12 protein-coding genes are annotated in these 13,486 nt (G+C 64.4%); 3 read left to right on the forward strand and 9 right to left on the reverse strand.

What is annotated here, in order from left to right:
* Positions 1 to 33: 33 nt before the first annotated feature.
* The 4 genes from betA to betI are packed head-to-tail and all read right to left on the reverse strand — an operon-like array spanning position 34 to position 4,813.
* A complete protein-coding gene (gene betA / locus NKJ46_RS15570) occupies positions 34 to 1,686 on the reverse strand; it encodes a choline dehydrogenase (RefSeq protein WP_352665860.1) in 1,653 nt (550 codons plus the stop codon).
* Between the two features lie 3 nt (positions 1,687 to 1,689).
* Positions 1,690 to 2,697, reverse strand: a complete 1,008-nt coding sequence (locus NKJ46_RS15575; protein ID WP_502903407.1) for a threonine/serine dehydratase family protein — start codon at positions 2,695 to 2,697, stop codon at positions 1,690 to 1,692.
* A complete protein-coding gene (betC, locus tag NKJ46_RS15580; RefSeq protein WP_352665862.1) occupies positions 2,697 to 4,226 on the reverse strand; it encodes a choline-sulfatase in 1,530 nt (509 codons plus the stop codon). Before betC ends, NKJ46_RS15575 begins: the two co-directional genes overlap by 1 nt.
* The gene (gene betI, locus NKJ46_RS15585) at positions 4,223 to 4,813 is read right to left on the reverse strand and encodes a choline-binding transcriptional repressor BetI (RefSeq protein ID WP_352490810.1); all 591 of its coding nucleotides are present in this window, start codon (positions 4,811 to 4,813) and stop codon (positions 4,223 to 4,225) included. The genes betC and betI overlap by 4 nt, the downstream gene beginning before the upstream one ends.
* Before the next feature lie 224 nt (positions 4,814 to 5,037).
* On the opposite strand from betI, the gene NKJ46_RS15590 reads away from it, so the two are divergent.
* Entirely contained in the window at positions 5,038 to 6,204 is a 1,167-nt protein-coding gene (locus NKJ46_RS15590) for an acetyl-CoA acetyltransferase (RefSeq protein WP_352665863.1), read from the forward strand.
* A gap of 25 nt (positions 6,205 to 6,229) precedes the next feature.
* On the forward strand, positions 6,230 to 7,234 hold the full coding sequence (locus tag NKJ46_RS15595; protein ID WP_352665864.1) for an asparaginase: 1,005 nt from the start codon (positions 6,230 to 6,232) through the stop codon (positions 7,232 to 7,234).
* Here NKJ46_RS15595 and NKJ46_RS15600 read toward each other — a convergent pair.
* Positions 7,227 to 8,603 (reverse strand): TIGR03808 family TAT-translocated repetitive protein, encoded by a 1,377-nt coding sequence (locus NKJ46_RS15600; RefSeq protein WP_352665865.1) that lies wholly within the window; start codon positions 8,601 to 8,603, stop codon positions 7,227 to 7,229. The genes NKJ46_RS15595 and NKJ46_RS15600 overlap by 8 nt on opposite strands.
* A 131-nt stretch (positions 8,604 to 8,734) precedes the next feature.
* Between NKJ46_RS15600 and NKJ46_RS15605 the strand changes: the two genes are divergently transcribed.
* Entirely contained in the window at positions 8,735 to 9,208 is a 474-nt protein-coding gene (locus NKJ46_RS15605) for a GreA/GreB family elongation factor (protein ID WP_352665866.1), read from the forward strand.
* Here NKJ46_RS15605 and NKJ46_RS15610 read toward each other — a convergent pair.
* From NKJ46_RS15610 to NKJ46_RS15625, 4 genes are all read right to left on the reverse strand, one after another.
* Positions 9,205 to 9,594, reverse strand: a complete 390-nt coding sequence (locus NKJ46_RS15610) for a type II toxin-antitoxin system death-on-curing family toxin (protein WP_352665867.1) — start codon at positions 9,592 to 9,594, stop codon at positions 9,205 to 9,207. The two genes, NKJ46_RS15605 and NKJ46_RS15610, sit on opposite strands and share 4 nt — an antisense overlap.
* A complete protein-coding gene (locus tag NKJ46_RS15615) occupies positions 9,591 to 9,812 on the reverse strand; it encodes an AbrB/MazE/SpoVT family DNA-binding domain-containing protein (RefSeq protein ID WP_352665868.1) in 222 nt (73 codons plus the stop codon). Before NKJ46_RS15615 ends, NKJ46_RS15610 begins: the two co-directional genes overlap by 4 nt.
* A 73-nt stretch (positions 9,813 to 9,885) precedes the next feature.
* Positions 9,886 to 12,009, reverse strand: a complete 2,124-nt coding sequence (gene scpA / locus NKJ46_RS15620) for a methylmalonyl-CoA mutase (RefSeq protein WP_352665869.1) — start codon at positions 12,007 to 12,009, stop codon at positions 9,886 to 9,888.
* Positions 12,006 to 13,448 (reverse strand): methylmalonyl-CoA mutase family protein, encoded by a 1,443-nt coding sequence (locus NKJ46_RS15625; RefSeq protein WP_352665870.1) that lies wholly within the window; start codon positions 13,446 to 13,448, stop codon positions 12,006 to 12,008. Before NKJ46_RS15625 ends, scpA begins: the two co-directional genes overlap by 4 nt.
* Positions 13,449 to 13,486: the final 38 nt, after the last annotated feature.

Genomic DNA, 13,486 nt, shown 5'->3' on the forward strand with positions numbered 1-13,486 from the left:
GGCATGCGGAATATGCGTCCGCCGGATCATGGCCTATCTGTCCGACGCCTGCCAGCGCGGATTGATCCATGGTTCCTGGTTGGACGGTGGCAGCGGCGTATGCCCGAGAATGTGGTCGGCGGCCTTCTCGCCGGTCATGATCGACGGCGCGTTGAGATTGCCGTTGGTGACGCGTGGAAAGATCGAGGAATCGGCGACCCGAAGCCCTTCGACGCCAATGACGCGGCATTCCGGATCGACGACGCTCATCGCATCATCGGCACGGCCCATCTTGCAGGTGCCGCAAGGATGGTAGGCGCTTTCGGCGTGGTCGCGAATGAAGGCGTCGAGCTCCTCATCCGATTGCACATGCGAGCCCGGCGACAGTTCCTTGCCGCGGTACGGATCGAAGGCCGCTTGCCCGAAGATCTCGCGGGTCAGCCGGATGCAGTGACGGAACTCCGTCCAGTCATCCGGATGCGACATGTAGTTGAAGCGGATCACCGGCTTCGATTTGGGATCGGGCGAGCGCAGCGTGACCGAACCGCGCGACTTCGACCGCATCGGCCCGACATGCGCCTGGAAACCATGCGCCTTGGCCGCCGCCTTGCCGTCATAGCGGACCGCGGCCGGGATGAAGTGATACTGGATATCGGGATAGTCGACGCCGGCGCGCGAGCGCACGAAGGCGGCCGCCTCGAAATGATTGGTGGCGCCGAGGCCGGACTTGAAGAACAGCCACTGCGCCCCGATCAGCGCCTTCGAGAACGGGTTCAGCACCGAGTTCAGCGTAATCGGCTTCGTCGATTCCTGCTGGATGTAAAGTTCCATATGGTCCTGCAGATTGCGGCCGACGCCGGGCCGGTCGGCGATCACCGGAATACCGTTCTCCCTAAGGTGCTGGCCGGGGCCGATGCCGGACAGCATCAGGATCTTGGGCGAGTTGATCGAGGACGCGGCAACGATCACCTCGCGCCGCGCTCTGACCACCTGAATCCGTTTGCGCACTTCGATCTCGACGCCGGTGGCGCATTGATTCTCGATGATTATTCGCCGGGCGAAACCTTTGACCAGGCTGACATTTTTCCGCCTCAGCGCCGGCCTCAGATAGGCGCTCGCGGCCGACCAGCGACGGCCGCCGCGAATGGTCTGCTCCATCGGCCCAAAGCCTTCCTGCTTCGCGCCGTTATAGTCGTCGGTCAGCTCGAAGCCGGCCTGCCGGCCTGCCTCGACGAAGGCGCCATAGAGTGGGTTCGTCCTCGAGCCGCGCTGCACGGTCAGCGGGCCGCCATGGCCGCGCCAGCCATCCTCGCCGCCTGCACTGTCCTCCATGCGCTTGAAATAGGGGAGCACGTCGGCAAAGCCCCAGCCGGCCGCGCCCTGTTCGGCCCAATGGTCGAAGTCGCGGGCATGGCCGCGCACATAGACCATGCCGTTGATCGACGACGAGCCGCCGATGACCTTGCCGCGCGGCGTCGCCAGCACGCGGCCGCCGAGGTGCGGCTCCGGCTCGCTGGCAAAGCCCCAGTCGTAGAGGCTCATATTGAGCGGGATCGACAGCGCTGACGGCATCTGGATCAGCGGCCCGATATCGCTGCCGCCATATTCGATGACGATCACCGAATGCTTGCCGTCCTCCGACAGCCGGTAGGCCATGGCCGAACCGGCCGAGCCGGAGCCGATAATGACGAAATCCGCTTCAAGCATGGTTCATGCGCGCCCATGGTTCATATGCGCAATGAAATCGGCCAGCGAGACGTTGCCGCCGGTTGCCATTACGAGAACGGTCTTGCCGGTCACATCGACCTTGCCGCCGAGCAGTGCCGCCAGCGAAGCAGCGCCCGAAGGTTCGAGCACCAGCTTCAGCCGCTCGAAGGCGATGCGCATTGCGCGCCGCACCGAAGCATCGTCGACGGTGACGCCGCGAACGCCGGCGGCCTTCACCGCTGCGAACGGCGCGTCGCCGGGCCGCCGCGACATCAGCCCGTCGCAGATCGATTTCGGCCCGATCGGCATGGTTTCGATGGCGCCATGCGCCAACGACGAGCCCATGCCGTCAAAACCTTCCGGCTCCACGCCGATGATCTTCGTGGTTGGCGACAGGTACTGGAAGGCCAGCGAAACACCGCCGATCAGGCCGCCGCCGCCGACCGAGCAGAACAAGAGATCGGCCTCGACCTGCCTGGCGGCGAGCTGGTCGAGTGCCTCCAGCCCGGCACCGGCCTGGCCGGCGACGATCTCCGGATCGTCGAACGGGTGCAGCAGCGCCAGGCCTTCGCTCGCGGCGATCTCGCGCGCCTTGGCGGCGGCGACTTCCTCACGCGCGCGCTCGCCATGGTCGGTCAGCACGACACGGGCGCCATAGCCCGACGTGGCATCGCGTTTGGCGGCCGGCGCGTCGATCGGCATGACGATGGTGACGGGAATGCCAAGCGCCTGGCCTGCCGCCGCCAGCCCTTGCGCGAAATTGCCGGAGGAATAGGCGACGACGCCCATTTTTGCTTCGTCGGGCGACAGCCGCTTCAGCCGCCAATAAGCGCCGCGCACCTTGAACGATCCGGCCCATTGCAGCGACTCGGCCTTGACGAAGACGCGGGCGGCGCCGGTCTCGCGGGCGAGTGCCGCCGATTCCAGCAGCGGCGTGACCTGCGTCGCCTTGGAGGTGACGGCATAGGCCTGCCTGAGATGGTCGAGCGAGGGGACGAGACTGTCTGCCATCATTTGCCTCGCGGAAAGCGCTTCTGCTCCTCGAGCAGGTCGAGGTTCATGTGGTTGCGCATGTAGCGCTCCGATGCCTTCTGCAGCGGCTGGAATTCCCAGGGGTAATGGGTGCCGTTGCGCAGCGCCGGGTAGACCACCCAGCGGCGTGCCTGGCTGGCACGCACCGCCGCGTCGAACGCCGCCATGTTCCAGCGCGCCCGCACCTTGTCGGTGAAAGCGGCCGCCAAAGCCGCATTGGCCGGATCGGCGGCGAGGTTGGTCAGTTCCCGCGGATCCGATTCAAGATCAAACAGTTGCGGCGGGTCGATCTCGCAATGGATGAATTTGTAGTGGCCCTCGCGCATCGCCACCATCGGCGCATTTGAGCCTTCGGCCGCATATTCCATCAGCACCGGCGCGGAGCGTTTCTTTCCGTTCAGCAGCGGCAGCAGCGACTGGCCGTCGGTCCACGGCGCAATCGCGCTGATGTCGATGCCGGCGAGATCGCAAAGCGTCGGCGTCACGTCGAGATTGGAAACCGGCGTCTCGATCAGCCCGGCGTGTATGCCGTTGCCGGCGATCATCAGCGGCACCCGCGCCGAACCTTCGAAGAAGCACATCTTGAACCACAGGCCGCGCTCGCCAAGCATGTCGCCATGGTCCGAGCAGAACAGGATGGTCGTGTCGTCGAGCATGCGCGTAAGCTCGAGCACGGACAGCAATTCGCCGAGCTTGTCGTCGAGATATGAGATGTTGGCGAAATAACCGCGCCGCGCGCGGCGGATCTGCTCCGTGGTGATGTCAAACCTGTCATAGTCGCTGGCGCGGTAGAGCCGCTGCGAATGCGGGTCCTGCCTGTCATAAGGAATGAAGCCGACCTCCGGCTCGAGCGCCGGGCAATCCTCGTAGTGGTCCCAGTAGCGCCGCCGTGCGACGTAGGGATCGTGCGGATGGGTGAAGGAAACCGTCAAGCACCAGGGGCGATGTGCGGCGTCGTCGGAGACGCGGGCAAAATCATAAAGCTTCTGCACCGCATGGAAGGCGACCTCGTCGTCATATTCCAGCTGGTTGGTGATCTCGGCAGTACCGGCGCCGCTCACCGAGCCGAGATTGTGATACCACCAGTCGATCCGCTCGCCGGGCTTGCGATAGTCCGGCGTCCAACCGAAGTCGGCCGGATAGATGTCGGTGGTCAGCCGCTCTTCGAAACCGTGCAATTGGTCCGGGCCGACGAAATGCATCTTGCCGGAGAGGCAGGTGTGATAGCCGGCAGCGCGCAGATGATGAGCAAAGGTCGGGATCGAAGACACGAATTCGGCGGCGTTGTCATAGACCCCTGTGCGTGACGGCAACTGGCCGCTCATGAATGCGGCGCGGCCCGGCGCGCAGAGCGGCGAGGCGGTGTAATTGTTACAAAAACGCGCCGAACGTGCGGCCAGCGCCTTCAGATGCGGCGCGTGCAGGAAGTCCGCCGGCCCATCCGGAAACAGCGTTCCGTTGAGCTGATCGACCATCACGATCAGGATGTTGGGTCGCTTGGATGTCACTGCTTCTGCCGTCCGCTGAGCTTCGTTTCGAGATAGTCCTCGACCAGTGCAATCGCGGTCGCGGCATCGGGGACGCCGTCCTTCAGCGCGCGCCTGATATAGAGCCCGTCGATCAGCGCCGCCGTCGCTTCGGCGATCCGGTCGGCCTCGCTTCTCGGCAGAATGCCGGTCAGCCCGCTGAGCAGATTGGAATGCAGCCGCCGCGCATAGACCCTGAGCAGCCGGCGAAGTGCTGCCGATTTCTGCGCCTCGACATAGAAGGCGAGCCATGCGGCGATCGTTTCGGGCCGGAACTGGATGTCGGAGAAATTGACCGCGACCACTGCCGAGACGCGCTGCCGCGCCGAGCCGGCTGCGCGAAGCGCGCGGCGCGTGTCGGCGGTGAGCTCGCTCAGGATGTGCCGCATCGTCGCCAACAGCAACTCGTCCTTGGCACCGAAATAATGGTGGGCAAGCGCCGAGGACACGCCGGCACGCCCGGCGATTTCCGACATCGTCACATCAAGCGAGCCGCGCTCGCCGATCGCCGAGATCGTTGCGTCGATGAGCGCCCTGCGGCGTAACGGTTCCATTCCGAGTTTCGGCATTCCTGCTCCGGCCTGTCGTGGCAAGATTATTTTTTATTGACGCATCAATCAACAAAAATCCAGCCTGATTTGCTGGCAAAAGCCAGGCACTATGACCAGATGATCAAGATCAAGCGATTGTGCGGTTCTGGCCCCTTCACGAAGCCGGCGGAACGGTTCATGCTTGAACAATGCTGAGCGCGCCGCAGTATCGCGTGGCCCAGGTCCACAGGATGGAGATCGCCATGACAGCATGCATCGTCGGTTGGGCGCATTCGCGCTTCGGCAAGCTCGAAGGCGAGACGTTGGAGGGCCTGATCACCAAGGTGGCAGTCGAGGCGCTCGATCATGCCGGCATCGGTCCAGATGACGTCGACGAGATCGTGCTCGGCCACTTCAACGCCGGGTTTTCCGCCCAGGATTTCACCGCGAGCCTGGTCCTCCAGGCCGACGACCGGCTGCGCTTCAAGCCGGCGACCCGCGTCGAGAACGCCTGCGCCACCGGCTCGGCGGCGGTCAGGCAAGGCATCCGCGCCATCGACGCCAATGCCGCCCGTATCGTGCTGGTGGTCGGCGCCGAGCAGATGACGACGACTCCCGGTCCCGAGATCGGCAAGAACCTGCTCAAGGCCTCGTATCTGCCGGAGGACGGTGACACGCCGGCAGGCTTCGCCGGCGTCTTCGGCAAGATCGCCCAAGCCTATTTCCAGCGCTACGGCGACCAGTCGGATGCGCTGGCGATGATCGCCGCCAAGAACCACAAGAACGGCGTCGACAATCCCTACGCGCAGATGCGCAAGGATTTCGGCTACGAGTTCTGCCGGCAGGAAAGCGAGAAGAACCCGTTCGTCGCCGGTCCGCTGAAGCGCACAGACTGCTCGCTGGTGTCGGACGGCGCCGCCGCGCTTGTCCTTGCCGACACGGCCACGGCGCTGAAGATGCGCCGCGCCGTCGCCTTCCGCGCCAATGAGCATGTGCAGGATTTCCTGCCGATGTCGAAGCGCGACATTCTCGCCTTCGAAGGCTGCGAGCAGGCCTGGAACCAGGCGCTGAAGCAGGCGGGCGTGACGCTCGGCGACCTGTCCTTCGTCGAGACGCATGACTGTTTCACCATCGCCGAACTGATCGAGTATGAGGCCATGGGCCTGGCCAGGCCGGGCGAGGGCGCCAAGCTGGCCCTGGATGGCGAGACGGCGAAAGATGGAAGGCTGCCGGTCAATCCGTCGGGCGGGCTGAAGGCCAAGGGCCATCCGATCGGCGCCACCGGTGTATCGATGCATGTGCTGAGCGCCATGCAGCTCGTCGGCGAGGCGGGCGGCATCCAGGTGCCGGGAGCAAAGCTCGGCGGCATCTTCAACATGGGTGGTGCTGCGGTCGCCAACTACGTTTCCATTCTCGACCGGATCAGATAAACCCGCCCGCATTGCGGGAGGTGACATGACAAATCCGGTTCTGGTCGAAGTCTTGCGCGGCGCAATCGTCGAGAGCGCGCATCGCGGCGCTGTTGCCGTATTCGATACCGACGGCAAGGCTGTCTGGGAGATCGGCGACACGGCACAGCCGGTGTTCCCGCGATCGGCGGTCAAGGCGATCCAGGCGTTGCCGCTGGTCGAGAGCGGCGCTGCCGATGCCTACGGCTTCGGTGATCGGGAGCTGGCGCTGGCCTGCGCCTCGCATTCCGGCGAACCGCCACATGTCGAGCTCGCGCGGGCCATGCTGGCGAAGGCCGGCCTCGACGAGACGGCACTCGAATGCGGCGCGCATTGGCCGTCGAGCCATGGGGCGACGCTGGCACTTGCCCGCGCCGGCAACGTGCCGAACGCGCTGCACAACAATTGTTCCGGCAAGCACTCAGGCTTCCTATGCACCTGCGTTCACAGCGGCATCGCCCATCGCGGTTACGTCAAGGCTGGCCATGCGTCGCAGGAGATGGTGCGCGAAGCGATGCAGGCGGTGACTGGTGCTGCCCATGACGCCGATCACCGCGGCACCGACGGCTGCTCGATTCCGACCTACGCCGTGCCGCTGCGCAGCTTTGCCCTTGGCTTTGCCCGCATGGCGACAGGTGCCGGCTTCGAGCCGGTGCGCGCCCGGGCGGCGGAGCGGCTGCTTTCCGCCTGCATGGCCGAGCCGTTTTTCGTCGCCGGCACGGGCAGGTCCGATGTCGCGATGATGGAGGCAGCGCCGGGCCGGATTTTCGTCAAGGGAGGCGCCGAAGGTGTTTTTTGCGCCGCCCTTCCGGAGCTTGGCCTTGGCATCGCGCTGAAATGTGACGACGGCGCTGGCCGCGCCGCTGAAGTGATGGTCGCGGCCGTGCTGGCAAAGCTTTTGCACGCCAACCACGCGCTCGCGGCAAAACTGACCGAACAGGCAAATCCGCCTATCGAAAGCCGGATCGCCGCCAAAGTCGGCGCGCTCCGGCCCACGGCCGCCCTCAACTGACGTGGTTGCGCTCGACGGTCAGATGCGCATAGCCGGCATTGCCTGACGCGGCGAGGTCGCCGGTTACTGGCTCGGCCCAGCGCTGGCCGACGATCGCGCCGTTCTGGACCCCGTCGATGACATTGTCGGAGATGATTGCCGTTCCGGCACCTTCGACCACGGTGACGACGATACCGGTCCCCGCCTTGCGGATGACGTTTCCCGTGGCGACCACATTGCGCATGAACGGTCCCCAGCCGATCTGCATGCCGTAGAGCGGCGCATTCTCGACGACATTGCCGGAAACTGTGGTGTCTGCCTCGACGCTGATGCCGACGCCGAAACCGGGCGCATCGGCAGGGTAGGGGCCGCTGGTCGAAAGATTGCGGACGATGTTGCCGGAGCAGACGCCCATGCGGCCGCCCTCGTTGAAATTGACGATCGAAATGCCGTTGGCGGCGCCATCAACGATGTTGTTTCCGATGACCGCTCCTTCGAATGAGAATTCCGAATACACGGCCGTTTCGCCCGAGCGCGAGCAGGTATTGCCGGTGATCTGCAAATTGCTGGCACTGTTGGCGCGGATCGCCGAAAACGCGCAGTCCGAAACAATATTGCCAGAGATGATGACATTGCCGGCGCGGAAGGCATTGATGCCATTGCCGTTCTGGCCGGTTCCGCCGCTGCGCGCCTGGATGCGTTCGATGCGGTTGCCGCTGACGATGGTGCCGTCTTCCGCTGCCTGCCAGCGGTGCACGAGGATGCCGCCATTGGCGCAGTCGGAGACGCTATTGCCTGATATTTCCAGGCCATCGGCCTCCACCGAATAGATGCCGGCGTCGGCTGCACCGGATATCTCCGAACGCTCGATGCGGCCCGAGGCATGCTCGAGCGCCAGACCGTTCTTGCCGCTGCCGGTAATCTGGCAATCGTCGACGACCAGATGGACGATGCGGCGCAGATCGAGCAGGCCTTGTGTGTAGTCGCCCATCGAGCGGTTGCTGCCATCGAACACCAACCCGCTGAGTTCGATATGCTCGGCCTGTTCGGCCATGATGAGATGGCCATTGCCGCCGTAGACGATCCGCGACGCGCCCGGCACGCCGGACAGGCGTACCCGGCCGGGCAGCGACAGATTGGAAACGATATAGATCCCCGGCGGCAGGAACACCGGCACGTCGCGGTCGTGCGCGTCGCGCAGCGGCTTGGTGAAAGCCTTGCTCTGGTCGTCAAGCGCGCCGGGCCGAACGCCGAGCTCGGTCGCGTTGATCGCGCCACGCATCGCGGCTTTCTCGATGCCGGGCAGGTTTTTCGCCGCGGCCTTGCCGAGCGAAAGCCCCATGACGGCAAAGCCGGCGGTCTGCGCAAGCAGCGTTCGTCTGTTCAACATCGGCACAGATTCCTTGCGTTCAACGGTCGCGCCGCAGGATTCGTGCCAGACAGGCTCGGCCCGGACCGGCCCCGACGTCGGTTCGCCGGCTACGGCTTGTGGAGTCGTCGCGTCAGGCATAAGTTCGATAGATGAGCAGGGCCTTCACCCGCGAGGAAGACAGCGAAAACGCCATCGCCGGCATCGGCGAGCGGCCGATCAGCCATCACCGCAATCTGGTGACGGAACGCGGCCTGGCGCTGATCGATGCGGAGGTGGCCGCTCTGCGCGACGAACTGGGCAGAGCCGAAAAGCGGGCCGACCGCGAGCGGATCGCGCTGGTGTCGCGTGATCTCCGCTATTGGACGGCGCGGCGTGAAAGCGCCGAGCTTTCGGTGCCGGAACCGGGCAGCGACATGGTTCGCTTCGGTATGGGCGTCACCCTGGAAAGCGACGACGGCAAGAAGGTGCACTGGAAGATCGTCGGCGAGGACGAAGCCAATCCGGCCAAGGGGACAATTTCCCATATGTCGCCGATGGCGATGGCGCTGTTCGGCAAGAAGGTCGGCGAAGTTGCCGTGGTCAATGGCAAGGAATGGGAGATCGTCAAGCTCTCCGACAATTAGTCTTCGAGCTTGATGACATGATCGCGGAAGAACGCCGCGGCGCCGGCCTCCTCGATTTCGCCGGCGGCGACGCCCATGACGAATTCGTAAAGCGTGCCGTCATTGGCCGACAGGGCATAACCATTCACAATCAGAAATGCGCCGGCAGCGACAATGGCCGTGCGTTTGTTGCCGTCGACAAAGGCATGATTTCTGGCAATGCCGAAGACGTAGGCGGCTGCGAGTTCTTCAACCGACGGGTCTCCGTAGTTGGCCTTGTTCTCGGCGCGTGCGAGCGCCGATTCAAGGGCATTTTCATCCCTCAACCCTTGTGCTCCGCCGTGTCGGTGCAACTGTTCCGCGTGCATCGCTTCGACTGCACGCCGCGTCAGAAACTCCCAGCTCATTCGGCGAGCTTCTGAAGCGCTACCTTGTATTTGTCCATCACCTCGCGGGCAGCATTCATTTGCCGCTCGAAGCTGTAGTCCACCGGCTTCAGCGCAAGACCGTCACCTGTTTCAACGATTTGAAGCTGATCGCCGGCCTTCAGGTTCAGACGATCGAGAATTTCCTTCGGCAGGATCACGCCTTCGGAATTGCCGATCTTGCGAATGGTCGTGTTCATGGTGAGACATCCTGTTGCAACGCTGATTATAACTCTGCGTGTTTCTCGTTACAACAGACATTACAACAAAGCGTCAGCCGGCCTGCAGCAGGCGATTCATCAGCCGGTCCGCCGCTTCCGGGATGACCGTGCCGGGCGGGAAGATTTCAGTGGCGCCTGCCTGCCGGACTGCGTCGTAATCCTGCGGCGGGATGACGCCGCCGGCGACGATCAGCATGTCGTCGCGGCCGAGCTTCTTCAGCGCCTGCTTGAGTTCGGGAATAAGCGTCAAATGGCCTGCTGCCAGCGACGAGGCGCCGACGATGTGCACGTCATGCTCGACCGCCAGCCTGGCGATCTCGTCCGGCGTCTGGAACATCGGCCCGACGGTGACGTCGAAGCCGAGGTCGGCAAAGGCGGTGGCGATCACTTTCTGACCGCGATCATGGCCGTCTTGCCCCATCTTGGCGACCAGAATGCGCGGCTTGCCGCCGGACTTCTCCTCGAACGCTACGATCTTGTCCTGCAGCCGGTCGACGACTGGATTGTCGCCGAGCGCGTTCCGATAGACGCCGGAGATCGTCTGCACCGAGGCGACATGGCGGCCGAAAACCTTTTCCAGCGCCAACGAAATCTCGCCGACCGTGGCGTTGGCGCGTGCGGCCCGGATGGCGAATTCCAGCAGGTTTCCGTTACTGCCAGCAGCACGGGTCAGCGCATCGAGCGCGCTCTCGACGGCGGCGACGTCACGCGTGCCTTTCAGCCGCTGCAGCTTCGACAATTGCCGCGCCCTGACTTCGGCATTGTCGATCCTCAGCACGTCGACCTCGATGTCCGTCTCCGGGCGGTGGGCATTGACGCCGACCACGATCTGTTCGCCGGAATCGATGCGCGCCTGGGTGCGCGCGGCAGCCTCTTCGATGCGCAGCTTCGGTAGGCCCTTTTCGATCGCCGCGGCCATGCCGCCGAGGTCCTCGACCTCCTCGATATGCGCAAGCGCGCGCGCCGCCAGATCATGCGTCAGCCGTTCGACATAGGCAGCGCCGCCCCACGGGTCGATGATGCGCGTCGTGCCGGACTCTTTCTGCAGGATGAGCTGTGTGTTGCGGGCGATGCGGGCCGAATGGTCGGTCGGCAGCGCCATTGCCTCGTCGAAGGAATTGGTGTGCAGCGACTGCGTTTGCCCTTGAGTGGCGGCCATCGCCTCGATCATGGTGCGGATGATGTTGTTGTAGGGGTCCTGCGCCGTCAGCGACCAGCCCGAAGTCTGGCAATGGGTGCGCAGCGACAGCGAGCGATCGTCCTTAGGCGAAAAGTTCTTCAGCATCAGGCTGGCCCACAAAAGGCGGGCTGCTCTCAGCTTGGCGACTTCCATGAAGAAATTCATGCCGATCGCCCAGAAGAAGGAAAGGCGCGGCGCGAAACGATCGATGTCGAGGCCGGCCGCGACGCCGGCGCGCGCATATTCGATACCGTCGGCGATCGTGTAGGCGAGTTCGAGGTCCGCCGTCGCTCCCGCCTCCTGCATGTGGTAGCCGGAGATCGAGATCGAATTGAACTTCGGCATGTGCTTCGACGTGTAGGAAAAAATGTCCGACACGATCCGCATCGAAGGTTTCGGCGGATAGATGTAGGTGTTGCGCACCATGAACTCTTTCAGGATGTCGTTCTGAATGGTCCCGGCGAGATCCTTCTGCGCGACGCCCTGTTCCTCCGCCGCCACGATATAGAGGGCCATGATCGGCAGCACCGCGCCGTTCATCGTCATCGATACCGTCATCTCGTTAAGCGGGATGCCGTCGAACAGCTGGCGCATGTCGAGAATGGAATCGATGGCGACGCCGGCCATGCCGACATCACCGGCGACGCGCGGATGGTCGCTGTCGTAGCCGCGATGCGTGGCGAGATCGAAGGCGACCGACAGGCCTTTCTGGCCGGCGGCAAGGTTGCGCCGGTAGAAGGCGTTGGACTCTTCGGCCGTCGAGAAGCCGGCATATTGCCGGATCGTCCAGGGTTGCTGGACATACATCGTCGGATAGGGGCCGCGCACGAAGGGCGGCAGGCCCGGATAGGTATCGAGATGCGGCAAGCCCTTGAGATCGCCCTGGTTGTAGAGATGCTTGACGGCGATGCCTTCCGGCGTCATCCGCTGGCCTTTGACCTCGAGCGGTACCCGCCGTGGCGGCGACCAGCCGATCTGGCTGAAATCCGGGATCATGGTGCGGCTCCGATCGACTGATCGATGCGGATCGGAAACAGCGGCTCGCACACCGCAACGCCTTCGGTGAAGGCTGGCCGCCGCTCCGCCGCCAGTGCCTCGACAGGACGCTCGGTTTTCGGTGGGTGCAGCGTCGTGCCGATCATCGCCCGTTCGCCCGCCTGGTAGGCAGCGTTGCGGCGGGCGGAAGCTGCCCGGACGCGTTTCTGGATATCGCCTTGCTCAAGGCTGGACAGCACGCCACCTTCCGCCTCGATCTGTTGGAACTCCTGCCAGGCCGCCGCGCAGAGCTCCGCAGTCAGCGCTTCGACAGCGCCCGAACCGCAAACCGGATCGGCGACGTGGTCGATGTGGCTTTCATTGGCCATGATCAATTGCGCGTTGCGGGCAACGCGGCGGGCAAAACCGGCAGGCAGGCCGTGCGCGATCGTGTGCGGCAGGATGGCGATCGAATCCGCGCCGCCGGCGGCAGCCGCAAAAGCGGCGATGGTGGTGCGCAGGATGTTGGTTTCCGGGTCGGCCGCCGTCATCATCCGGAAGGAGGTTTCGGCATGGATGCTGGCGGTGGAGGGCGGTATCGAGCAGGCCTCCTGGACACGCGCCCACAGCCTGCGCAACGCCCTGACCTTGGCCATCGACACGAACTGGTCCTGGTCGACGCTCAGCGCAAAACCGATATGCGGCGCCGCATAGACGAGCGGCTGGCGCGCCTTCTCGAACAGCCTCAGATAGGAGACGGCCGAGGCCAGCATGGTGCCAAGCTCCTGCGCCTCGGTGGCGCCGGCATTGTGGAACACCCGCCCGTCGGCTTCCAGCAGCACGCCGGGCACCCCCATCGAAAAGAAATGCGCCAGCGACTGCGGCATCGAAGCCTGCAAAGCCTCGATCGACATGCGCAGCCGGCCGGTCCCGGCAAAGATCGCCGCCGGATCGATGCCGAAGGAGAGGTTAAGCTTTGCCGGGTCGGAGCGGCGCTTGGTCAAAAACGCCACCAACCAGTCGGCCACGGCACGGCTCCAGGGATGGGCGTCGATGCGGATCTGGATGCGGTTGAGCGGCACGCCGTCGAGCACGCCCTCCAGCGCCTCCGCCGTCCTCGGCAAGCCGTAGCCGAAGGCGTTCGGCGCACCCTCGAAGACAAGCGAAAGTCCGGTAGCACCCTGCGCGACGTCTTCCAGCGCCTGCGCACCGGCCCGGCCTATATCCGGATCGTCGATACGCTGGCTGACGATCCACGGTGATCCCGGGTTGGCGCGCACGACAGGCTCGGCGGTTACCGAACGCTCGTAGAGCGGCTCGATGCGGATGGCGTCGTCCGTATGCGAGACGAGCTTTTCCTCGAAGGACCCGCCGGCCAGCGCCTTCTCTGCCAACGCCAGCCACCGTTGCCGGTCGGCGTTCGGAAGGTCGGCATCCTGGGTCAAGGCACCGGCGCCCATCGGTTCTCCTCGTTCTAGCGGCCGCAGCGGCCGACTAT

The sequence above is a fragment of the Mesorhizobium sp. M0166 genome, assembly GCF_040322255.1.
In the GTDB taxonomy this organism is placed as follows: Bacteria; Pseudomonadota; Alphaproteobacteria; order Rhizobiales; family Rhizobiaceae; genus Mesorhizobium.